General features: G+C 69.5%; 21 protein-coding genes. 13 read left to right on the forward strand and 8 right to left on the reverse strand.

What is annotated here, in order from left to right; translation table 11 throughout:
- Positions 1-34 precede the first annotated feature (34 nt).
- The gene (locus AC1DNC_RS13535; protein ID WP_476863051.1) at positions 35-880 is read left to right on the forward strand and encodes a PHP domain-containing protein; all 846 of its coding nucleotides are present in this window, start codon (positions 35-37) and stop codon (positions 878-880) included.
- 8 nt (positions 881-888) lie between these two features.
- Complete coding sequence (locus AC1DNC_RS13540; RefSeq protein WP_476863208.1) at positions 889-1,497, forward strand: MarC family protein; 609 nt, start codon at positions 889-891, stop codon at positions 1,495-1,497.
- Positions 1,498-1,562: 65 nt separating this feature from the next.
- Here AC1DNC_RS13540 and AC1DNC_RS13545 read toward each other — a convergent pair whose 3' ends face one another.
- The 3 genes from AC1DNC_RS13545 to AC1DNC_RS13555 all read right to left on the reverse strand — a co-directional run bounded on the left by AC1DNC_RS13545 (position 1,563) and on the right by AC1DNC_RS13555 (position 6,135).
- Positions 1,563-2,456 (reverse strand): DNA-methyltransferase, encoded by an 894-nt coding sequence (locus AC1DNC_RS13545; protein ID WP_476863052.1) that lies wholly within the window; start codon positions 2,454-2,456, stop codon positions 1,563-1,565.
- A gap of 8 nt (positions 2,457-2,464) precedes the next feature.
- Positions 2,465-4,267, reverse strand: coding sequence for a DEAD/DEAH box helicase (locus tag AC1DNC_RS13550; RefSeq protein ID WP_476863053.1), 1,803 nt, complete (start codon positions 4,265-4,267; stop codon positions 2,465-2,467).
- Between the two features lie 350 nt (positions 4,268-4,617).
- A complete protein-coding gene (locus AC1DNC_RS13555) occupies positions 4,618-6,135 on the reverse strand; it encodes an RNB domain-containing ribonuclease (protein WP_476863054.1) in 1,518 nt (505 codons plus the stop codon).
- A gap of 40 nt (positions 6,136-6,175) precedes the next feature.
- On the opposite strand from AC1DNC_RS13555, the gene AC1DNC_RS13560 reads away from it, so the two are divergent.
- Positions 6,176-6,847, forward strand: a complete 672-nt coding sequence (locus AC1DNC_RS13560; protein WP_476863055.1) for a ferritin-like fold-containing protein — start codon at positions 6,176-6,178, stop codon at positions 6,845-6,847.
- Here the strand turns inward: AC1DNC_RS13560 and thiE are convergent.
- Entirely contained in the window at positions 6,844-7,578 is a 735-nt protein-coding gene (gene thiE / locus AC1DNC_RS13565; protein ID WP_476863056.1) for a thiamine phosphate synthase, read from the reverse strand. The two genes, AC1DNC_RS13560 and thiE, sit on opposite strands and share 4 nt — an antisense overlap.
- A gap of 139 nt (positions 7,579-7,717) precedes the next feature.
- On the opposite strand from thiE, the gene thiO reads away from it, so the two are divergent.
- The 5 genes from thiO (at position 7,718) to AC1DNC_RS13590 (ending at position 10,937) form a co-directional block, all read left to right on the forward strand.
- The gene (gene thiO, locus AC1DNC_RS13570; RefSeq protein WP_476863057.1) at positions 7,718-9,049 is read left to right on the forward strand and encodes a glycine oxidase ThiO; all 1,332 of its coding nucleotides are present in this window, start codon (positions 7,718-7,720) and stop codon (positions 9,047-9,049) included.
- On the forward strand, positions 9,046-9,282 hold the full coding sequence (thiS, locus tag AC1DNC_RS13575; RefSeq protein ID WP_476863058.1) for a sulfur carrier protein ThiS: 237 nt from the start codon (positions 9,046-9,048) through the stop codon (positions 9,280-9,282). Before thiO ends, thiS begins: the two co-directional genes overlap by 4 nt.
- 5 nt (positions 9,283-9,287) lie before the next feature.
- A complete protein-coding gene (locus AC1DNC_RS13580) occupies positions 9,288-10,097 on the forward strand; it encodes a thiazole synthase (RefSeq protein ID WP_476863059.1) in 810 nt (269 codons plus the stop codon).
- A 129-nt stretch (positions 10,098-10,226) separates the two neighbouring features.
- Entirely contained in the window at positions 10,227-10,553 is a 327-nt protein-coding gene (locus AC1DNC_RS13585; protein ID WP_476863209.1) for a YciI family protein, read from the forward strand.
- A 27-nt stretch (positions 10,554-10,580) separates the two neighbouring features.
- Complete coding sequence (locus AC1DNC_RS13590) at positions 10,581-10,937, forward strand: VOC family protein (protein WP_476863060.1); 357 nt, start codon at positions 10,581-10,583, stop codon at positions 10,935-10,937.
- 59 nt (positions 10,938-10,996) lie between these two features.
- On the opposite strand, the gene AC1DNC_RS13595 is transcribed toward AC1DNC_RS13590, so the two are convergent.
- The 3 genes from AC1DNC_RS13595 to AC1DNC_RS13605 form a co-directional block, all read right to left on the reverse strand.
- On the reverse strand, positions 10,997-11,299 hold the full coding sequence (locus AC1DNC_RS13595) for a hypothetical protein (protein WP_476863061.1): 303 nt from the start codon (positions 11,297-11,299) through the stop codon (positions 10,997-10,999).
- A gap of 56 nt (positions 11,300-11,355) precedes the next feature.
- Complete coding sequence (locus AC1DNC_RS13600; protein ID WP_307035058.1) at positions 11,356-11,580, reverse strand: DUF3107 domain-containing protein; 225 nt, start codon at positions 11,578-11,580, stop codon at positions 11,356-11,358.
- Between the two features lie 104 nt (positions 11,581-11,684).
- The gene (locus AC1DNC_RS13605; RefSeq protein WP_476863062.1) at positions 11,685-12,353 is read right to left on the reverse strand and encodes a TetR/AcrR family transcriptional regulator; all 669 of its coding nucleotides are present in this window, start codon (positions 12,351-12,353) and stop codon (positions 11,685-11,687) included.
- Between the two features lie 84 nt (positions 12,354-12,437).
- On the opposite strand from AC1DNC_RS13605, the gene moeB reads away from it, so the two are divergent.
- Both moeB and AC1DNC_RS13615 read left to right on the forward strand, forming a co-directional pair.
- On the forward strand, positions 12,438-13,649 hold the full coding sequence (gene moeB / locus AC1DNC_RS13610; RefSeq protein WP_476863063.1) for a molybdopterin-synthase adenylyltransferase MoeB: 1,212 nt from the start codon (positions 12,438-12,440) through the stop codon (positions 13,647-13,649).
- A gap of 80 nt (positions 13,650-13,729) precedes the next feature.
- On the forward strand, positions 13,730-14,725 hold the full coding sequence (locus AC1DNC_RS13615) for an SDR family NAD(P)-dependent oxidoreductase (protein WP_476863064.1): 996 nt from the start codon (positions 13,730-13,732) through the stop codon (positions 14,723-14,725).
- Positions 14,726-14,807: 82 nt separating this feature from the next.
- On the opposite strand, the gene AC1DNC_RS13620 is transcribed toward AC1DNC_RS13615, so the two are convergent.
- Entirely contained in the window at positions 14,808-16,157 is a 1,350-nt protein-coding gene (locus tag AC1DNC_RS13620) for a glutamyl-tRNA reductase (protein WP_476863065.1), read from the reverse strand.
- Between the two features lie 159 nt (positions 16,158-16,316).
- Here AC1DNC_RS13620 and hemE point away from each other — a divergent pair, with 159 nt between their 5' ends.
- The 3 genes from hemE to AC1DNC_RS13635 all read left to right on the forward strand — a co-directional run bounded on the left by hemE (position 16,317) and on the right by AC1DNC_RS13635 (position 19,827).
- A complete protein-coding gene (hemE, locus tag AC1DNC_RS13625) occupies positions 16,317-17,480 on the forward strand; it encodes a uroporphyrinogen decarboxylase (protein WP_476863066.1) in 1,164 nt (387 codons plus the stop codon).
- A gap of 7 nt (positions 17,481-17,487) precedes the next feature.
- Positions 17,488-18,978, forward strand: coding sequence for a protoporphyrinogen oxidase (hemG, locus tag AC1DNC_RS13630; RefSeq protein ID WP_476863067.1), 1,491 nt, complete (start codon positions 17,488-17,490; stop codon positions 18,976-18,978).
- Between the two features lie 108 nt (positions 18,979-19,086).
- Positions 19,087-19,827 (forward strand): hypothetical protein, encoded by a 741-nt coding sequence (locus AC1DNC_RS13635; RefSeq protein ID WP_476863068.1) that lies wholly within the window; start codon positions 19,087-19,089, stop codon positions 19,825-19,827.
- Positions 19,828-19,876 lie beyond the last annotated feature (49 nt).

A 19,876-nucleotide genomic window follows, 5' to 3' on the forward strand; every position in this document is an offset into this window, starting at 1 on the left:
CAAGCAGCACCGGCGGATCTACTAGGCTTAGCAGGTGAGGATTGACCTGCATGCCCACTCGAATGTTTCCGACGGCACCCAAGCGCCCGCGGAGGTGATCGCGTCCGCTGCGGAAGCCGGGCTCGACGTCGTCGCCCTGACCGACCACGACTCCACCGACGGCTGGGCCGAGGCCTCCACCGCGGCCCGGAAACACGGCGTGGCCCTGGTGCCCGGCATGGAGATCTCCTGCCGGACCAGCGAAGGCGTCAGCGTCCACCTGCTCAGCTACCTGCACGACCCGGCCCACGCCGGGCTGCTGGAGGAAATCACCAAAGCCAAGGACGCCCGCTTCACCCGGGCCGAGCGGATGGTCAGCCTGCTCGCCGAGGACTACCCGCTGACCTGGGACGACGTCATCCACCACGTTGCCCCCGGCGCCACCCTGGGCCGGCCACACATCGCCGACGCCCTCGTGGCCGCGGGCGTGGTCGAGGACCGCAGCGAGGCCTTCGAATCGATCCTGACCTCGCGTTCCCGGTACTGGGTCCAGCACTACGCGCCGGACCCGGCCTACGCCGTCGAACTGGTCCGCGACGCCGGAGGGGTGCCCGTGTTCGCCCACCCCGTGGCGTCCTCGCGCGGACGGATCGTGGGCGAGGCCACCTACCGGGAAATGATCGACGCCGGCCTGGCCGGGCTGGAGATCGACCACCGGGACAACCCGGAGGAGGGCCGGGCCTTCCTGCGCCGCCTCGCCGAGCGGCACGGCCTTCTCGTGACCGGCTCCTCCGACTACCACGGAACCGGCAAACCAAACCTTCTGGGCGAAAACCTGACCGCCCCTGAAGTGTTCGCACGGATCGAGGAACTGGGCACCGGATCGTCCGTGGTGCGCTGATGGAGTGGATTGACCTTCAGCTCCTGGCCTCCGTGATCGTCACGCTGTTCGTGATCATGGATCCGCCCGGGACGGTGCCGATCTTCATGTCGCTCACGGCCCAGATGGACGCCCGGGACCGTAACCTGTCGGCGCTGCAGGCGCTCCTCGTGGCCACCGGCGTGATCGTGACCTTCGCGATTTTCGGGCAGTCCATCCTGAACTACATGCACATCTCGCTTGCGGCGCTGCAGGGCGCCGGCGGCCTGCTGCTCGTGCTGATCGCGCTGCAGCTGCTCACCGGCTCCACCGGGGGCGAGGAGAACGCCGCCAAGTACAAGAATGTCGCGTTCGTGCCGCTGGGGACACCGCTGATGGCGGGACCGGGCGCGATTGTTGCCGTCATGGTGTTTGTCCAGCGCTCGAGCAGCATGGCGCAATACCTCGCCGTCGGGCTGGGCATTGCCGTGACGCTCGCATCCCTCTACCTGGCGATGCGCTTCGCCGGGGTCGTGCAGCGCGCGCTCGGGGAGAACGGCGTCGAACTGGTCACCCGCATCGCCGGCCTGCTGCTCTCGGCGATCGCGGTGCAGATGATCGCCGACGCCGTGCACGCCTTCGTCAAGAGCTGGACCTGACGGAGCCGCCCAACTGACTGGCAGGTGTTGTCGTTTTGGACCCTCAAAACGACAACAACTGCGAGCTAGTAGGGGAGTGCCGGGGGCTGGGTCCCCGGCACTTCCGCGAAGTCGGCGTGCGCGCCGAGCCGTTTGGCCATGACATCGACGGCGGCCTGGTTCTGGTCTACGCAAACGAACTTCCGGTCGAGCTTCGCCGCCACGGCGCCGAGCGTGCCGGAGCCGGCGAAGAAGTCCAGGCACCAGTCCCCGGGGCGGCTGGAAGCCGCCACTACCCGCCGGATCAGGCCCTCGGGCTTCTGCGTCGGGTAGCCGGTTTTTTCCCTGCCGGTGGGCGAGACAATCGTGTGCCACCAGACGTCGGTGGGCAGCTTGCCGAGTTCGCGTTTGGCCGGGGTGACCAGCCCGGGTGCCATGTACGGCTCCCGGTCCACTTCGGCGCTGTCGAAGTGGTACTTCGCCGGGTTCTTTACGTACACGAGGATGTTGTCGTGCTTGGTCGGCCAGCGGAACTTGGCCCGGGCGCCGTAGTCGTAGGCCCAGATGATCTCGTTGAGGAAGCATTCGCGGCCGAAGATCGCATCCAGCATGACCTTGGCGTAGTGCACCTCGCGGTAGTCGAGGTGCAGGTACAGGGTGCCGTCGTCGGCGAGCAGCCGCCAGGCTTCGACGAGCCGGGGCTCCAAAAAGGACCAGTAGTCGCTGAAGGCATCGTCGTAGCTGTGCAGCGCGCCCTTGATGGTGTCGTAGGAGCGGCCCTTGAAGCCGACGCGGTCGCCCTCGCCTCCGGTGTTTAGCACCATCTTGGTTTCCTGGCGCCGCTGGACCCGGCCCGTGTTGAAGGGCGGGTCCACGTAAATGAGTGTGAAGGCGCCGTCCGGCAGCGTCGGGAGGTACTCCGCGTTATCCGCGTGAACCACCAGGTTGCTGCCGTCCGGCGCCCAGACGGTGTCAGACATGGTGGGGATTAGGCCTCGGTGCTGCGTGCCGGGGCGCCGCCCTGTGCCTCGCCGGCGACCACTTCGCCGTTGCGGCGGCGGGTGCGGGTCCGGCGGCGTGCGTGGGTGGCCCGGTCGACCTCGGTCGGGGCCTTTGCCGTTGCCGGGGCGCTTGCCTCGGCGGGCCCGGCGGCGGATTCCTTCTCGGGCGAACGACGACGGCGCTCACCGGAGCGGCCGCCCTCGCGGGAGCCTTCACGTCCGGCGGAGCGGCCGCCCTCGCGGGAGCCTTCACGTCCGGCGGAGCGGCCGCCCTCGCGGGAGCCTTCACGTCCGGCGGAGCGGCCGCCCTCGCGGGAGCCTTCACGTCCGGCGGAGCCTCCGCCCTCGCGGGAGCCGGAGCGTCCGCTGCCCCGTCCGCTGTCCTTTGCGCTGCCGCGCACGTTCTTCTTGCCCGTCTCGCCGAGGTCCTCGAGGACTTCGGCGTCGACGCCTGCGAGCACTCGCTTGTCGCGCGGCAGGCGGCCCTTGGTGCCCTCGGGGATGTCCAGTTCCTCGTACAGGTGCGGCGAGGAGGAGTAGGTCTCGACCGGCTCGGGCACGCTCAGGCCGAGGGCCTTGTTGATCAGGCCCCAGCGCGGCATGTCGTCCCAGTCCACGAAGGTGACGGCCGTGCCCTTGTTGCCTGCGCGGCCGGTGCGGCCGACGCGGTGCAGGTAGATCTTCTCGTCCTCGACGCACTGGTAGTTGATCACGTGCGTGACGTCGTCGACGTCGATGCCGCGCGCGGCGACGTCGGTGGCGACCAGGACGTCCACCTTGTTGTTGCGGAAGGCGCGCAGCGCCTGCTCGCGGGCACCTTGGCCGAGGTCGCCATGGATGGCGGCCGCGGCGAACCCGCGGTCCACGAGTTCCTCGGCGACCTTGGCGGCGGTGCGCTTGGTCTTGGTGAAGATGATGGTCCGGCCGCGGCCGCGGGCCTGCAGGATGCGGGACACCACTTCAATCTTGTCCATGCTGTGGGCACGGTAGATGAGCTGGCGGATGTCGCGCTTGGTCAGGCCCTCGTCCTCGGGGTCCGCGGCGCGGATGTGGGTGGGCTGGCTCATGTAGCGGCGGGCCATCGCGATGACCGGGCCGGGCATGGTGGCCGAGAACAGCAGGGTCTGGCGCACGGCCGGGGTGCCGGCGATGAGGGTCTCAACGTCCGGCAGGAAGCCAAGGTCCAGCATTTCATCGGCCTCGTCCAGGATGACCATCTTGACGTTCTTGAGGACCAGGTGCTTCTGCTTGTAAAGGTCGATCAGTCGCCCGGGGGTGCCCACGACGATCTCGACGCCCTGCTGCAGAGCCTCGACCTGCGGTTCGTATGCGCGGCCGCCGTAGATCGTGGTGATGCGGGCGTTGCGCTTCTTGGCCGCGTTCTGCAAATCGCTGGCTACCTGCACGGCGAGTTCACGGGTCGGGACGATCACAAGGGCCTGCGGGGCTCCGGGTGCGGGGAGCTTGTCGAAGCCCGCGTCGTCGCGCCCGACGACGCGCTGCAGGGCCGGGATGCCGAAGCCGAGGGTCTTGCCGGTGCCGGTTTTGGCCTGGCCGATGATGTCGTGGCCGCCGAGGGCGACCGGCAGCGTCATGGCCTGGATGGGGAAGGGGTGCGTGATCCCGGCGTCGGCGAGGGATTCAACGATGTCGGCGCGGACGTTGTAGTCGGCGAAGGACTTTTCCGCGATTTCGTGCGGGGTCTCGTCCGAGATGATGGTCTCTTCCGGCTCAAGCGATTCCGTGCCGGATTCGTCAGTCAGAAGCTGGTGCGTGTGCAATTCACTCACAGGGGAGTTTCCTTATTCATTTGGGCTGCGCTGCTTGCTCAACGGGGCCGGCGCAGGGCCGTTCCGGAGCACGCTCAGGGGCGCAAGCAAGTCCAGTGGAAGCCGATCGCGGGCTATCTAATTGCTGGCACTGGGACCAGCGGGTGTGTCTCAAGATCGCGTAGGGGCGGGCTTGTTGAATTCGAAAAACATGGAAATCAACGACCGGGCATCCATTACTACCCTTCCAGTCTAGCTGTTCGCCGTTCGGAACCTTGACCGGAGGCCGCGGTGCGGCGAGCCAGCGGCACGGCCCCGGCAGGGCAGAGGCACGACCCCGGCAGGGACCAAGGCCGTCCCGGGCCCGAACATCAGCCTACGAGTTCGAGCCGGACCTCCCGGGTGGCGATGTCCGCGGACAGCACCCGTACCCGGACCTGGGTTCCGGATTCCAGCTCGCCGGGGCACCGGGCGGTCACGGCGGGCTCGGCGATCTGCACGATCCCGGACGGGCCGTTGCCCTTGCCGTTCCCGTTGCCGTTTCCGTTGCCGTTAGGGGTCCCGTTAGGGGCGCCGTTCTTGCCGTTGCCGTTCTTCGCCGGCTTCGAACCGGAGATGACCACGGCGTCGAACTCCTGCCCAATGTGGTTGCTCAGCAGGGCCGCCTCCACGGTGTCCAGCGACAGCCGCTCCAGCCTCGCGGCCAGCTGGTCCGAGGCCGCCATGATGGCCGGGAGCGAGGGGAGCGCCTCGCGGGCCCAGCCTGGAACCTCGGCGCCGTTGGACAGGGCCTCGCAGATGACCAGGACGAAGCGGTCGATCAAGCGCCGCAGCGGGGCGGTGGAGTGGGCGTAGGCCGCGCCGATGGCGGATTGGATGGCGTCCTCCGGGACCGCGCCGTCGAAGTGGGTGTAGCCGGCGCCGCGGAAGAGCATCCCGGCCGAGTGCACGATGGCAAGCTGGCGCGGATCGGTGGGGTCCAGGGTGCGAAGGTATTCCCCGTAGCTGATCCGGCCGTCCCAGGGCTTTCCGAGCGCGCCGGTCTGGCGCCGGAAATGCCGCAGCGAACTCTCATCCGGTGCGGGCATGGTCCGCAGGATGCCGACCTTGCCCTGCAGCATGAGCTCCGCCGCGGCCATCCCGGTCATCAGCGAAATCTGGGCGTTCCAGTCCTCCACCGGCAGCGGTGGCGCTGCGACGATCCGGTACCCGCCGTCGGGGAGCTGTTCGATTTCCTGCTCCGGCATATTCAGGCTGGCACCGCCGCGCAGGCGTTCCAGTTCCACCCGCTTGCCGCCGACTTCCTTGAGCAGCTGCAGCACAGGGTCAGCGCTGCCGCCATCGAGCTCGGCCTGCACGCCGTGGTAACTGAGCTTGGCCCGGCTGCGGACCTGGGCCCGGCGGACCAATACGGTGGACACCTCGGCGGCGGCGTCGAGCTCGAACTCCCAGACGAACGCCGCGCAGAGCTGGCCGGCCAGCAGGCTCCCGGCCGCCTCGCTGATGACCTCGGGGTGCAGCGGGATGCGGCCGTCCGGGGTGTAGAACGTCTGGCCCCGGCGCCGGGTCTCGGCGTCCAGCGCGCCCCCCGGGGCCACGAAGGAGGGCACATCGGCGATCGCGTAAAAGACCTTGTACCCCTCGCCGGCACGGTCAATGAAGAGTGCCTGGTCCAAGTCCGTCGAGGAGGCCGGATCGATGGTCACGAACTTCACGTGCGTCAGGTCCAGCTCCGGCATCTCATGGCTGGCGACGGCCGCCTCGGCATCCCGCAGCACGTCCTCCGGAAACGGCCCGGGCAGCTCCAGGACGGTGCGCAACGCGTTGAGGGCTTCGGCGAGCCGGTTCTTCTGCTGGCGGACGCTCGGAGTCAGGCGATGATGAGACACGAAATCAGGTTAGCCCGATTTCGGCTACTAGTCTTGGAGCATGAGCACCTCCCCGGCCGAGCCTGCACGCTACAACCGTTTCCTCCGGGACCTGCTGGGCGTCATGGCCTATGGGGAGCTGTCGGCCTTCGAACGGCTGTCCTCCGACGCCCGGTATTCACCCACCCTGCACGACCGGGTAGCGCTGGGCCGGCTCGCCGTCGTCGAGTTCCAGCACTTTGAACTGGTCAGCGCGCAGCTGGCGGAGATGGGAGTCGACGCGGAGGAGGCCATGCTGCCCTTCCAGCCCTCGGTGGACCACTTCCACGAGCGCACCCGCCCCGCCGACTGGCATGAGTCGCTCATGAAGGCCTACGTGATCGACACCGTGTCGGCGGACTTCTACCGGTCCATTTCCGGGTATGCCGACGCCGGGACCGCCGGGCTGATTGAACGCGTTCAGGCGGCCGGGGACGCGACAGTGGTGCTGCGGGACCGGCTCAAGGCTGCGCTCGCCGATGATCCGCGGCTGGCGTCGAGGCTGGCCCTGTGGACGCGGCGGCTGCTCGGCGAGGCCCTGACCCAGGCCCAGCGGGTCAGCGTTGAGCATGCCTTCCTCGGCGGCCTGACCGGTACGGACGAGGCCCGGGCCGGCCAGCTCGCCCGTGAACTCACAGCCGAACTCGCTGCCGCCCATTCCCGCCGGATGTCCGAGCTGGGACTCGCCGCCTAGTTATTCCCCGCGCCGCTGCGGGCGTCGGCGTCCGCGTCGGCGTCGTCTCCGGCGTCGAGCGAGGCGAGTAGGGCCTGTGCCGCCGCGGCCGGGTCTGCGGCCTCGGTGATCGCCCGGACCACCACGATCCGCCGGGCCCCGGCGTCAACCACCTCTTCGACGTTGCCAAGGTCGATGCCGCCGATCGCGAACCACGGCACCACCCCGGCGACCCTCCCGACGTCGGCGGCCTCGGCACGGGCGATCGCGGCGGCGGCATAGCGCACCAGGTCCAGGCCGACGGCGGCGCGGCCCGGCTTCGTGGGAGTAGCCCAGACCGGCCCCACGCAGAAGTAATCCAGGCCGCCCCGGCCCGGGGAAGCGGCGATCGCCGCGTCGACCTGTTCCGGGGTGTGCGTTGACATGCCGATCACGGTGCCCTTGCCCAGGAAATCCCGGGCCGCGGCGAACGGAATGTCCTTTTGCCCGATGTGGAAGACCGGCGCGCCGGCCAGCGACGCCAGGTCGGCCCGGTCATTCACCGCCCAGAGCCGGCCATGCCGCCGCGCCACGGAGTGCAGGACCTCAAGCAGTTCGAGTTCCTCGGCTGCCTCCAAGGTCTTGTCCCGCAACTGGATGATGTCGACGCCGCCGGAGAAGGCAGCGTCCACGAAGTCTTCGAAGTCGCCGCGCTCTTTCCGGGCATCGGTGCACAGGTACAGGCGGGCGGTGGTGTGGACATCCTGGCTCATGCTCCAAGCCTAGTTCCTCTAAACTGGGCGCATACCGCGGGAGCCCGCGCGAGCCGTAACACGGCCGCCGGGCTGAGAGGGCGTCAGAGCCGACCGCTTGACCTGATCCGGCTAGTACCGGCGTAGGGAAGGAACCCCGATGGACCCATCCGTCCCACCACCCGTCACATCCGCCACCGGCGCCGCCGCCGGCTCTTTCGACGTCGTCGTCATCGGCGGGGGAGTAATCGGCCACGGCATCGCCTGGGAAGTCCACCGTTCGGGCCGTACCGTCGCCTTGGTCGACGACGCCCCCGGTACCGGGGCCAGCTGGGCCGCCGCCGGCATGCTGGCGCCCGTGAGCGAACTCCACTACCAGGAGGAGGATCTCCTGGCCCTGATGCTGGAAGCGTCACGGCTGTGGCCGGAGTTCGCCGCGAGCCTGGCCGACGCCAGAACCGAGGGCGGCGCCGACGGCAGCACCGACGTCAGCGCCGACGGCGGCGGCACCGGCTACCTCACGACGCCGACCCTCGCCGTGGGCGCGGACGCCGCGGACCGGCGGGCGCTCGCGGACCTGCGGACCGTGCAGCAGGCCTCAGGCCTGGCCGTGGAGCCGCTGACCGTGCGCGAGGCCCGCGGCCGTGAACCCCTGCTCAGCCCCGGCATTTCCTGCGCCTTCGACATCCCGGCCGACCATCAGGTGGACCCGCGCCGGCTGCTGGCCCGGATCGCTTCGCTGCTGGCCGCGGACAGCCGCTTCACAGCCGTGCGCCGCCGCGCGGCCGGGCTGCTCTGGGATGGTGACCGGGTCGCCGGGGTCCGGCTCGAAGGCGGCGGGGAGCTCACGGCCGGGGAGACGATCGTGGCCAACGGCCTGGCGGCGGGTGAACTGCAGGGCCTTCCGTCGGGACTGGCCCTGCCGCTGCGTCCGGTCTACGGGGACATCCTCCGGCTCCGGGTGCCGGCACGGCTGCAGCCGCTGCTGCGCTCGACCGTGCGGGGCCTGGTCCGCGGGGTCCCGGTGTACATCGTCCCGCGGGAGGACGGCACGGTGGTGATCGGCGCAACCCAGCGCGAGGATGCGCCCTCTGAGCCCGGTGCGGTCTCCGCCGGCGGCGTGTACCAGTTGCTGCGCGATGCCCAACAGCTGCTCCCGGCCGTCGCCGAACTGGAACTGCTCGAGGCCACCGCTCGGGCACGGCCCGGAACCCCTGACAACGCTCCGCTGCTGGGGCGCGTCGCGGGCCCCGGGCACGGGGAGGATCTCGAAGGGCTCATCATCGCCACCGGCTTCTTCCGGCACGGCGTGCTCCTCACCCCGGTGGCAGGGGCAGTCTGCCGGGCCCTGCTGGACGGTCAGTCCGAGCCGCGCTGGGCCGGTTTCCGTCCGGACCGCTTCTCACACCGCCGGCCTTCCCCCACCCAGGACCCATCAGGGCAGCACGCCCAACCCGCAATCGCCTCCGCAAAAGACAGGATGACAGCATGAATATCAGGCTCAACGGAGCGCAGCACGCCGTAGACGACGGCGCCACGGTTGGCGCTTTGGTCAGCGGGGTCACCGGCCGCGCGCTGGCCGCCGACGGACAGGCCACCGACGGCCGGAAACTCGGCGTCGCCGTCGCCCGCAACGCCGAGGTGGTGCCGCGCAGCCAGTGGCACGCGACCGCGCTCGCCGAGGGCGACGACGTCGAACTCGTCACGGCAGTACAGGGAGGATGAACACCATGGAAGAAACCGCACTGAACGGCACCCGGACGGCGCGGCGGGATGTGCTGACGGTCGACGGCGTGGAATTGGGCTCCCGCCTCATCATGGGCACCGGCGGCGCCCCCAGCCTCGACGGGCTCGGCGCCGCGCTGCTGGCCTCCGGAACGGAACTCACCACGGTGGCGATGCGCCGCTACTCACCGGCCGAGAGCGGTTCGCTGTTCCAGCTACTGGCAGAGAACAACATCCGGGTGCTGCCCAACACCGCCGGCTGCTTCACCGCCCGGGACGCCGTGCTCACGGCCGAACTGGCGCGCGAAGCACTGGAGACGGACTGGGTGAAGCTTGAGGTGATCGCGGACGAGCACACCCTGCTGCCGGACGCGCTGGAACTGGTGGAGGCAACCGAACAGCTTGTGGCACGCGGCTTCAAAGTCTTTGCCTACACGAATGACGACCCCGTGCTTGCCCTCCGGCTGGAAAACCTCGGCGCCACCGCCGTCATGCCGCTGGGCGCCCCGATCGGCACTGGCCTCGGCATCCTGAACCCGCACAACATCGAACTCATCGTCTCCCGTGCCTCGGTGCCGGTGGTGCTCGACGCCGGCATAGGCACTGCCTCCGACGCCGCGCTCGCGATGGAACTGGGCTGCGACGCGGTGCTGCTCGCCACCGCCGTGACCCGCGCCCAGGATCCGGCGTTGATGGGGGAGGCGTTCCGGCACGCCGTGACGGCCGGCCGGATGGCACGGCTGGCCGGCCGGATCCCGCGCCGCGAACACGCCCTGGCCTCCTCCGCGATGGAAGGAAGGGCCGAGTTCCTGTAGCGCCACCGGGGACGGAGGCACCGGCGGGAGGGCCGTTCCCAAAGAAATTCCGCGGCAGTTGTCGTATTGGCGGCCGCTTCGTCGTTGGATAGGTGTATCGACCTACTAGAAGGAGCCATCGTGGACTACATGCTTTTCATCTGCACCGATCCCACAGCGCCGGCATATGTGCCAGCGGAAGACAACATCGAGGAATGGTCGGCGGAGGTGGAAGCCCGGGGCATCGCCCGCCATGGTGACAGGCTGCGCCCCGTCGACGACGCGACTACCGTCGCGGTGCGGGAAGGGCAGTTGATTGTCGTCGATGGCCCGTTCGCCGAAACGAAGGAATGGGTCGCGGGCTATGACATCATCTCCTGCGCCGATCTCGATGAGGCGATCGAGGTAGCGTCAAAGCACCCGATGGCTCGGTTCGGCAAGATCGAGATCCGGCCAGTGTGGCCGTTCGGCTCGTAGCAGGGGGGACCGGGCATGGCATATGAGATGAGACTTGAGGTTGTCCAGGTGCCGGTCGCGGACGTGGACGCGGCCAAGTTGTTCTATACCGAGAAGCTGGGCTTCGCCCTGGACCACGACGTGGAATATATTCCGGGCATGCGGGTGGTCCAGCTGACGCCGCCCGGCTCCGCCGCCTCGATCGTCATCGGCACGGGAATGACCGGAATGGCCCCGGGAAGCCTGGAGGGCCTGCAGCTGGTGGTCCCGGACATGGCGTCCATCCGCGCCGAACTGCTTCGACGGGGCGCGGAGATCAGCGAGGTCCAGGACCTCGGCGGGATCGCCTTCGCGTATTTCAGCGACCCGGACGGCAACCGCTGGGTCCTTCAGGAATCCACGTAGCTCGTTTAAAGCAGTGTGGCCACTCCCGTCGGGGAGTGGCCACAGCTTTGTTCAGCTCGTTAGAGGCGCAGGATGGCGGTCATCCGGGCGGTGTCCTGCCGGGTGCGGGACCGGCCTAGGTACAGCACCGCGCCGATGGCCGCCGCGGCGCCCAGCAGCAGGGGCAGCACCCACGGGATCCAGGTCAGGCCGGGCTGGTAGCCGAAGCCGGCCGCCATGAAGATGGTCCAGCTCAGCATCCCGACGCCGAGGGCGATTCCGGCCGGGACGGTGATGCCGTACTTGGCATGCCGCTTGTCGTTAGCCCAGACCACAAAGCCCGCGGCCACGGCCACCATGGCCACCACAATCAGGGACAGCATTCGGACTCCTTTGTGAACTGCGGGTTGAGGTTCGGGCTGCGGTTGCGGGGTGGGGCCTAGAGGGCGCCGAAGCCGACGCGGCGGACCTCTTCGGCCCCGATTTCCACGTAGCCCAGGACGTTCGCCGGGATGATGATCTGGCGGCCCTTCTCATCGGTCAGGCGGAGTTCGGTGCCCTTGGAGAGCGCTTCGCCCACAAGCTTCGCCACCGCGTCCGCGTCCTGGTTGGATTCGAGGGCAATTTCGCGGCCGATGTTCTGAATGCCGATCTTTACTTCCACAGCAAGGCCTCCCAGCCAATCAAAGTGTTCAAGTTTTCTCGAGAAGATTTCTCTACGAGGTGTTCTCTACGAGTTGTCTCTTCGAGGGTCTCTCTATTTGTAGTCTAGGACTCCTTGGGGAAGCGCGAGATTCCGCGCCAAGCTAAACGGTAGATCAGGTCGCTGGCCACATCGATGTCGAGGTTCCCGTCGGTTTCCAGCCAGTACCTCGCGCTGACCTGCGCCATTCCGGACAGGCCGCGGCCCAGGAGCTGGGCTTCGAGCAGCGGCAGTTTGGTGTCCTCCGCGATGACCTTCGCGATCGCGTCCGCAAAGGTCTTGTTGAACGTTTCCAGCCGGGCGCTCACATCGTGGTCATTGACCAGGTCCGATTCGAAGACCAGCCGGTGCGCCTGGTCGTCGTTGGCGATGAAATGGAAGTAGGCCCGCATGACCGCCTGGACGCGCTCATCGTTGTCGGTGGTGGAGTTCAGCGCACCGAGCAGCAGGTCCGTGAGGGCCGACAAATGGCTGTCCAGCAGGGCAAGATACAGCTCGCGCTTGGACGGGAAGTGCTGGTAAAGCACGGGCTTGCTCACCCGCGCGGTCTCCGCGATCTCGTCCATGGCGGCGCCATGGTAGCCGTTGGCTACGAAGACCTCCTGCGCGGCGGCCAGCAGCTGCGCCCGCCGTTCATCGCGCGGCAGCCGTGCCGAACGCGGGCTCCCGCTCCGGCCGTTGCCGGCCGCCGGCTTTCCGGTCTGTCCCCGCGCATCCGGTGCCTGATGAACCACTGTCCGCCTTCTTTCCCTCGCTGTTAGCTCCACTTTACGCGGGGGTAATATGACCTGGCGGCATCTTCGGGCATACATTGAAGTATGGCTTCCCAGTTGACCTCGAACGGAACCCCCACCACCCCGCCGCCGGCGCCCGGACCGCTGGTCGAACCCGGGGACGCGCTGACGCCGGACGAGGTGGAGCGGTACTCCCGCCACCTGATCATTCCGGAGATCGGGACGCTCGGGCAGCGCCGGCTGAAAAATGCGAAGGTCCTGGTGATCGGCGCCGGCGGCCTCGGCTCGCCCGCCCTGCTCTATCTCGCCGCCGCCGGGGTGGGAACGCTGGGCATCATCGACGACGACGACGTCGATCTCAGCAACCTCCAGCGCCAGGTGATCCACGGTGTGGCCGACGTCGGCCGGCCCAAGACCGAGTCCGCCCGCGACGCGATCGCCGCGCTGAACCCGCTGGTGGATGTCCGGCTGCACAACGTCAGGCTGGATGCCTCCAACGCGCTGGAGCTCTTCGCCGGCTACGACCTGATCATCGACGGCGCGGACAATTTCGCCACCCGTTACCTGGTCAACGACGCGGCGGCGATCCTCGGAAAGCCTTACGTGTGGGGCTCGATCTTCCGCTTCGACGGGCAGGTCAGCGTCTTCTGGGAGCAGCACGGCCCGACCTACCGGGACCTCTACCCCGAAGCGCCGCCCGCGGGCTCGGTGCCTTCCTGCGGGGAGGGTGGCGTGTTCGGCATGCTGTGCGCCGCCGTCGGTTCCCTGATGGTGACCGAAGCGGTGAAGCTGATCACCGGCGTCGGGCGTTCTCTGCTGGGCAGGGTGGCTTTGTTCGACGCGCTCGGCGGTAGTTGGCGGGAAATCAAGGTCGCCAGGGATCCCGAAGCCCCGCGCGTCACCGAACTGACCGACTACGAGGCCTTCTGCGGGATTGCCCCTGCCGCGGACGCCGGGACCGAACACACCGTCACCGCCACCCAGCTGGCCACCATGCTGGCCTCCCGCAAGGCCGGGCTGAAGGATTTCCAGCTCGTGGACGTGCGCGAAAGCGGGGAATTCGACATTGTCAGCATCGACGGAGCCACGCTGATCCCGCAGGGCAGGATCCTGGCCGGCGATGCGTGGGCCGAGCTGCCGCAGGACACGGACATTGTGTTCCACTGCAAGGGCGGAACCCGTTCCGCGGCCGTGCTCGCGGCCGCACGGGCCGCCGGCTACGAACGGGTCAGCCACCTGGAAGGCGGCATCCTTGCCTGGGTGCGCGAGGTGGAGCCGGAAAAACCCGTGTACTGACTCGCGTCCGACCGCCCGGCCCCCTGCAAGTTATCCCGTCCCCCTACCGGAGAGCCACTGCCATGAGTGAAGAGACCAGTTTGACCCCTCAGCACAAGATCGGCTCGGGCTTCGGTCCGCGCTCGACGGCGGCGGAGGTGATCGCGGGCGTGGACCTGGGCGGGAAGACCGCCGTCGTCACTGGCGGTTACTCGGGTCTCGGACTGGAAACGGTGCGGGCGCTGGCTTCAGCGGGCGCCCGGGTGATGGTGCCGGCCAGGCGGCCGGAGCACGCCCGCGCGGTCCTGGACGGGGCGGGCCTCGAGGGGGTCCGGGTGGCGGGGCTGGACCTGGCCGAGCTGGCCAGCGTGCGGGAGTTCGCGGCCGGGTTCCTTGCCTCCGACTTCCTCGGCGAAGGCGGCAGCCTGGACATCCTGATCAACAACGCGGCGATCATGGCCTGCCCGGAACAACGGGTGGGCCCGGGTTGGGAATCCCAGTTCGCAACCAACCATCTGGGCCACTACGTGCTCACGAACCTGCTCTGGCCCGCGCTGTCGGCGGGGGACGGCGCGCGGGTGGTGGCCCTGTCCTCCACCGGCCACAAGCTCTCGCCAATCCGGTTCGAGGACATCAACTTCACCTCCGGCTACGACAAATGGAAGGCCTACGGACAGGCGAAGACCGCGAACGCGCTGTTCGCCGTGCAGCTGGATGCGCTCGGCCAGGGCGCCGGCGTCCGGGCCTTTGCCGTGCACCCGGGCGGCATCATGACCGAACTGCAGCGGCACCTGCCCCGGGAGGAAATGATCGCTTCGGGCTGGATGGACGCGGAAGGGAACCTCAACGAGCGGTTCAAGACGCCGGCCCAGGGCGCCGCGACCTCGGTCTGGGCGGCCACGTCCCCACAGCTTGCGGGCAAGGGCGGCGTCTACTGCGAGGACTGCGACATTGCCGAGCCCACCGAGCCCGGATCGCCCGAAGCGCGGGTCAGGAGAGTGGACGCGCACGCTGTCGACCGGGCGGACGCGGCGCGGCTCTGGCAACTGTCCGCCGAACTGACGGGCGTCAACGCGTTCGCCGCGCAGGAGGACTAACCGCCGGGCTGGCCGCCCAGTCAGCCGGGCTGGCCGCCCAGCCAGCCGGGCGGCAACATGCCGGGCCGGTAAGTGAGGAGGACTAGGCCGTTTCCCGCGTGTTGTCGGCGGAAGGACGCGAAGCGTGGTCCACGGGGCATTCCGCCTCGGTCCCGGACGCTGCGCGGGGTGCCGCCGGCTGCTCAACCGTGATGCCGTAGACGGCCTCGAGCCCGGCCACGTAGTCGTCCTGCTGGCCGTTTGCTGCGAGGTCGCGGGCTCGGACGGTGGGCACGTGCAGCAGCTGCTTGACCATCCGGCGGAGCGCGAATTCGACCTCTTCCGCGGCAGCGGTGCAGCCGTGGCGGGCGCGCACCTTTTCCATCTCGGCGTCGAGCACGTCCATGGTGTGGCGGCGTAGCGCGACGATGGCCGAATCGACGGAGCGCGCCTCGCGCTCCTGCTCAAAGGCCGTCGCGGCGCCGTCGACGATGCCGCTGGCCTGGTTCAGCGATTCGGCCTGCTCCTGCGGCGCTGCCAGCCGGACGGACTCCAGCGTGAGCAGCTCGACGCCGTCGAGCTCGGCCACGGCGGGGTCGAAATCATGCGTGAGGGCCAGGTCGATAGCGATCAGCGGCTGCGGCGACGCGGACCGGATCCGGGCTAGCTCGGCGGCCTCGACGCGGTTGTCGGAGCCGCTGCAGCCGATCATCACATCGGCAGCCGCGACGGCGCCCGGCAGGGAGTCGCTGTCAAGGGCGATCCCGCCGCGGGTAGCGACGAAGGCGGCCGCGCGGCCGGAGGAGGAAAAGACGGAGATGTCGGTGCAGCCGCGTTCGCGCAGCAGCGACATGGTGGCTCCGGCGTAGGCACCGGTGCCGAAGACGACGGCCTTCTTGCTCGACCAGTCGGGATTCTCGGAAAGGTCGGTGGCGAGGTCAAGGGCGACCGAGACGATCGACAGTCCGCGCGAGCCGAGCGCCGTCTGCGCCCCGACGTCCTTGGCGGTCTTGGACGCCGCCTGGAAGAGCCGGACAAGGCCGGAACTGGCGGTTCCATCGTGCTGCGCGGCAATCAGTGCGCGGCGGACCTGGCCGGCGATTTCGCGTTCCCCGACGACAGCGGAATCAAGTCCGGAGCTGACCGCGAACAAGTGGCGGGTGACGTCCGGGCCGGTACGCGTACTAAAGGACCGGGAGACGAGCTGTTCGCTGAGTCCGCTGGCGCCGCTGATCTGGGAGACCAGCGCGGCGCGGGCCGCCTCGACGTCGTCCGGGTGCGGCGCTTCGCCGTAAATTTCAAAGCGGTTGCAGGTGGCAAGGACAACGGCACCCGCCACGGCCGGCGATCCGGCGAGGGCGGATGTGGCAAGCCCGGAAGCGCCGGTGCTCAGTTGAGCAACGGTCTCCAGGTCGATGTCGGCGTGTGTAGCCACCAATGAGAAAAGAACCACAGCAGGACAATCATAGCTTTTTCGCATCCGTGTAGAACAACTACCGGGCGTGGGACTGCCCACCCCGGGTTGTGATTCACCTCACGGCGCGCTCCTGGCCGGCTGTCCTTGACAGGTTGTCGTTATCTTTTGAGGCCGATTTTCGGCACAATCAGAGGCATGACTCCTAGCTCCGCGGCAACGAACGGCACTGCTGTTATCGGCACTGCACTCAACGGCCCTGCCTCCCACGGCTCTGCAACCGACGGCACGGCACTCCACAGTCTCGACGCCGGCCACCCCCTGATGGACGGCCGCACCGCCGACTCGCCGCTGATCACCGCCTACCGGGGCGGCAAGCCTTCCCGGCGTCCCGTCTGGTTCATGCGCCAGGCCGGCCGCTCGCTGCCCGAGTACCTCAAGGTGCGCGAGGGTGTGGCCATGCTCGATTCCTGCCTGCGCCCCGAGCTCGCCTCCGAAATCACCCTCCAGCCCGTGCGCAGGCACGACGTCGATGCGGCGATCTTCTTCTCCGACATCGTCATTCCGCTCAAGCTGGCAGGCGTCGGCGTGGACATCGTTCCCGGCGTCGGTCCGGTGCTCGAGAAGCCGGTGCGCACCGCCGCCGACGTCGCCGCCCTGCCCCGGCTCACCTGGGAGGCCCTGGAGCCGATCCGCGAGGCCGTCCGGCTCACCGTGGCCGAACTCGGCACCACGCCCCTGATCGGCTTCGCAGGAGCGCCCTTCACGCTGGCCGCGTACATGGTGGAGGGCAAGCCCTCCCGCGACCATCTCGGCCCGCGCACCATGATGCACGCGGATCCCGAGACCTGGACCGCGCTGGCCAACTGGGCAGCGGACGCCTCCGGGCTGTTCCTGCGCGCACAGCTGGAGGCCGGCGCCTCCGCCGGGCAGCTCTTCGATTCCTGGGCCGGCTCGCTGGGCCTGGCCGACTACACCCGCTTCGTGGCCCCGGCATCGGCCCGCGCCCTGGACCACGTCCGGCACCTCGGGGCGCCGCTGATCCACTTCGGCACCGGCACCTCGGAGCTGCTGGTGGCAATGCGCGACGTCGGCGTCGACGTCGTTGGGGTCGACTACCGGCTCCCGCTGGACGAGGCCAACCGCCGGCTCGGCGGGACCGTGCCGCTGCAGGGCAACATCGACCCCGCGCTGCTGTCCGCCCCCTGGGACATCCTCGAGGCCCACGTCCGCGACGTCATCAAGGCCGGCGCCTCGGCTCCGGGCCACGTCCTGAACCTGGGCCACGGCGTCCCCCCGGAGACGGACGCTGCGGTGCTGACCCGCGTCGTCGAACTGATCCACTCGATCGCGCCGGAGTAAACCCCTCTTGGACACCGCCTCCGACGCCGAACCCGGCGCCAACGCCCCCACGGCCGTGGTGGTGGGCGGCGGTATCTCCGGCCTGCTCTCAGCCCGGGAGCTGGCCCGGGGAGGCGTCCGCACCACGGTGCTAGAAGCCTCGGGGGAGTGGGGCGGCTGCGTGGGCAGCCATGTGGTGGCCGGCCTGACCCTGGACAGCGGCGCCGAATCCTTCGCCACCCGGTCCGCCGCGGTGGCCGGCCTCGCCGAGGAACTAGGCCTCGGCGCGCAGATCGTCCCGCCCAACCCCGGCGGCGCCTGGGTCCAGCTACCCGACGGGCCCCGGGAACTGCCCAGGACCGGTGTCCTCGGCATTCCCGCCAGCCCCTGGGACCCGGAAGTCCGGCGCTCCCTTGGCCTCCTGGGTTCCGTCCGCGCCTCCCTGGACGCCCTGCTGCCGGCCAGCGTGGGGACCGCCTCGGAGGTCACCAGCGTCGCCGCCCTGGTCCGTGTCCGGATGGGCCGCCTCGTGCTCGAACGGATGGTAGCGCCGGTGGTCGGCGGCGTGCACTCGGCGGACCCCGCCCTGCTTGACGTTGACATGGTGGCCCCCGGATTGCGCGCCGGAATCCGCGCGCACGGCTCACTTGCCGCCGCCGTTGCCGCGCAACGCCGCGGCAGTGTCGCCCGGCAGCCGGACTTGCAGAAGGCGGGCTCCGCCGTCGCGGGCCTCCGCGGCGGGATGCACACGCTGGTCGCAGCCCTCCTGGCTGATCTGCGCGGGCTGGGCGTAACCCTGCTCAGCGGCACGCGCGCCGACGCGGTGCAGGCTGTCCCGGGCGGCTGGCAGGTCACCGCGGGGCAGGCCCGCTTCGACGCGGAACGCCTGGTTGTCGCGGTGGAGGGCCCGGCGGCCGTGGAACTGCTCGCCGGCGCGGTGCCCGCGCTCTCGGCCCTTCGCCCGGACACGGGACCCGACGTGCGACTCGTGACCCTGGTCCTGGACAGTCCTGCCCTCGATGCCGCCACGCGCGGCACCGGCGTGCTCGTGGCCCCGCAGAGCCCCGGCGTCCGCGCCAAGGCGCTCACCCACGCCACCGCCAAATGGTCGTGGCTGGCTGAACGCACCGCCCCCGGCCGTCACGTCCTGCGCCTCTCCTACGGGCGCGGGGCGGGCGCGCCGGAGGGCACGGGGACCCCAAACGGCGCCAGGACCCCAAGCGGCGCCGCGGCCCCCGAGCCCCGGAGCGACCAGGAGTTGTTCGACGCCGCGCTGCAGGATGCCGCCACGCTGCTGGCCGTCCCGCTGTCGCAGGACGACGTGGTCGGCTGGGACGTGGTCCGCTGGTCCGGTGCGCTGCCGTTCGCGGCACTCGGCCACAAGAAGCGGGTCGAGCAGGTCCGGCAGCTGTGCGCGGCGGAGGGCGGCCTCGCCGTCGTCGGGGGCTGGCTGTCCGGCAACGGCCTCGCCGCGATCGTCGCCGACACTCCCAAACAGGTGGCGGACCTGCTGCCCTGAGCCCCGCCGTGGAGCCGTGAAAGCGGTCCTGGCAGGTCCCCGGTAGCCGGAAAGTAGGCGTTTGGGCAAATTTTCCACGCCCCTGTTCTCCGGCTAGGCTCGTTGACCATGGTTATGCACAGGTCCGAAGTTCCAGAAACGCCGGCCGGTCACCATGGGGGACTCCGACGCGGCACCGCAGTGGTGGCGCTCGGAGCGGTACTGGCTCTCACAGCAGGGGTTCCTGCCACGCAGGCTGCCACTCCGACACCAAGCCCGGACGGGCCGTCAGCCTCGATCTCCGTCGGCATCGACGACTTGATCGGCGGCCTGGTGGACTCCCCGGATGCGACGCCGTCGCCGACATCCGGATCCGCCAGCCCGGAGCCCACCGAAAGCACGGCCCCGCCGACATCGGCCGAACCGGATCCGACCGAGACTCCGGAGCAGCGGGCTTCCCGGCAGGCCTCCGAGCCCGCCACGCCCGGGACCACGGCACCGGGAACATCCCTGCCGCAGCCGGTGCCAGCGGCCCCGCAGCCGGTCACCGGCCAGCCCACCGGAACCCAGCAAGCCCCGGCCCCGGTCCAGCCGCCAGCCGCTGACACCCCGGCTGCAGCCTCCGGCTCCACCGCCGGCGCCACGGCCGGCAAACCGACGGCCAGCCCGAGCGGGACGCCGAGGTCCGCCACCACGATGTCCGCCGCCAAGGAAGCGTCTCCCACCGCCACCCCCCGGTCCGGCGACAAGATGCAGGCCGCCTCCTCCGTCGAGCCATCGGGGCCCTCGGCCCTGGTCGGCTGGGGGATCTGCCTCGTCGCCGTCTCACTGGGAGCGGGCGCCGTGGTCCTGCGAATGCGCCGGGTCTAAGCGCCGCAATAAATCCCTTCGTTGTGAAATTGAGCACTTCTACGCGTTG

This window comes from Arthrobacter sp. 01N442, from assembly GCF_056399345.1.

What these genes read in the sequence shown, in the direction of transcription:
- thiS (WP_476863058.1), top strand. Translation starts at nt 9,046, where the DNA reads ATGAATATCAGGCTCAACGGAGCGCAGCACGCCGTAGACGACGGCGCC.
- AC1DNC_RS13595 (WP_476863061.1), bottom strand. Translation starts at nt 11,299, where the DNA reads ATGCTGTCCCTGATTGTGGTGGCCATGGTGGCCGTGGCCGCGGGCTTT.
- moeB (WP_476863063.1), top strand. Translation starts at nt 12,438, where the DNA reads ATGGCTTCCCAGTTGACCTCGAACGGAACCCCCACCACCCCGCCGCCG.
- AC1DNC_RS13545 (WP_476863052.1), bottom strand. Translation starts at nt 2,456, where the DNA reads ATGTCTGACACCGTCTGGGCGCCGGACGGCAGCAACCTGGTGGTTCAC.
- thiO (WP_476863057.1), top strand. Translation starts at nt 7,718, where the DNA reads ATGGACCCATCCGTCCCACCACCCGTCACATCCGCCACCGGCGCCGCC.
- AC1DNC_RS13590 (WP_476863060.1), top strand. Translation starts at nt 10,581, where the DNA reads ATGAGACTTGAGGTTGTCCAGGTGCCGGTCGCGGACGTGGACGCGGCC.
- AC1DNC_RS13580 (WP_476863059.1), top strand. Translation starts at nt 9,288, where the DNA reads ATGGAAGAAACCGCACTGAACGGCACCCGGACGGCGCGGCGGGATGTG.
- hemE (WP_476863066.1), top strand. Translation starts at nt 16,317, where the DNA reads ATGACTCCTAGCTCCGCGGCAACGAACGGCACTGCTGTTATCGGCACT.
- AC1DNC_RS13635 (WP_476863068.1), top strand. Translation starts at nt 19,087, where the DNA reads ATGGTTATGCACAGGTCCGAAGTTCCAGAAACGCCGGCCGGTCACCAT.
- AC1DNC_RS13560 (WP_476863055.1), top strand. Translation starts at nt 6,176, where the DNA reads ATGAGCACCTCCCCGGCCGAGCCTGCACGCTACAACCGTTTCCTCCGG.
- thiE (WP_476863056.1), bottom strand. Translation starts at nt 7,578, where the DNA reads ATGAGCCAGGATGTCCACACCACCGCCCGCCTGTACCTGTGCACCGAT.
- AC1DNC_RS13585 (WP_476863209.1), top strand. Translation starts at nt 10,227, where the DNA reads ATGCTTTTCATCTGCACCGATCCCACAGCGCCGGCATATGTGCCAGCG.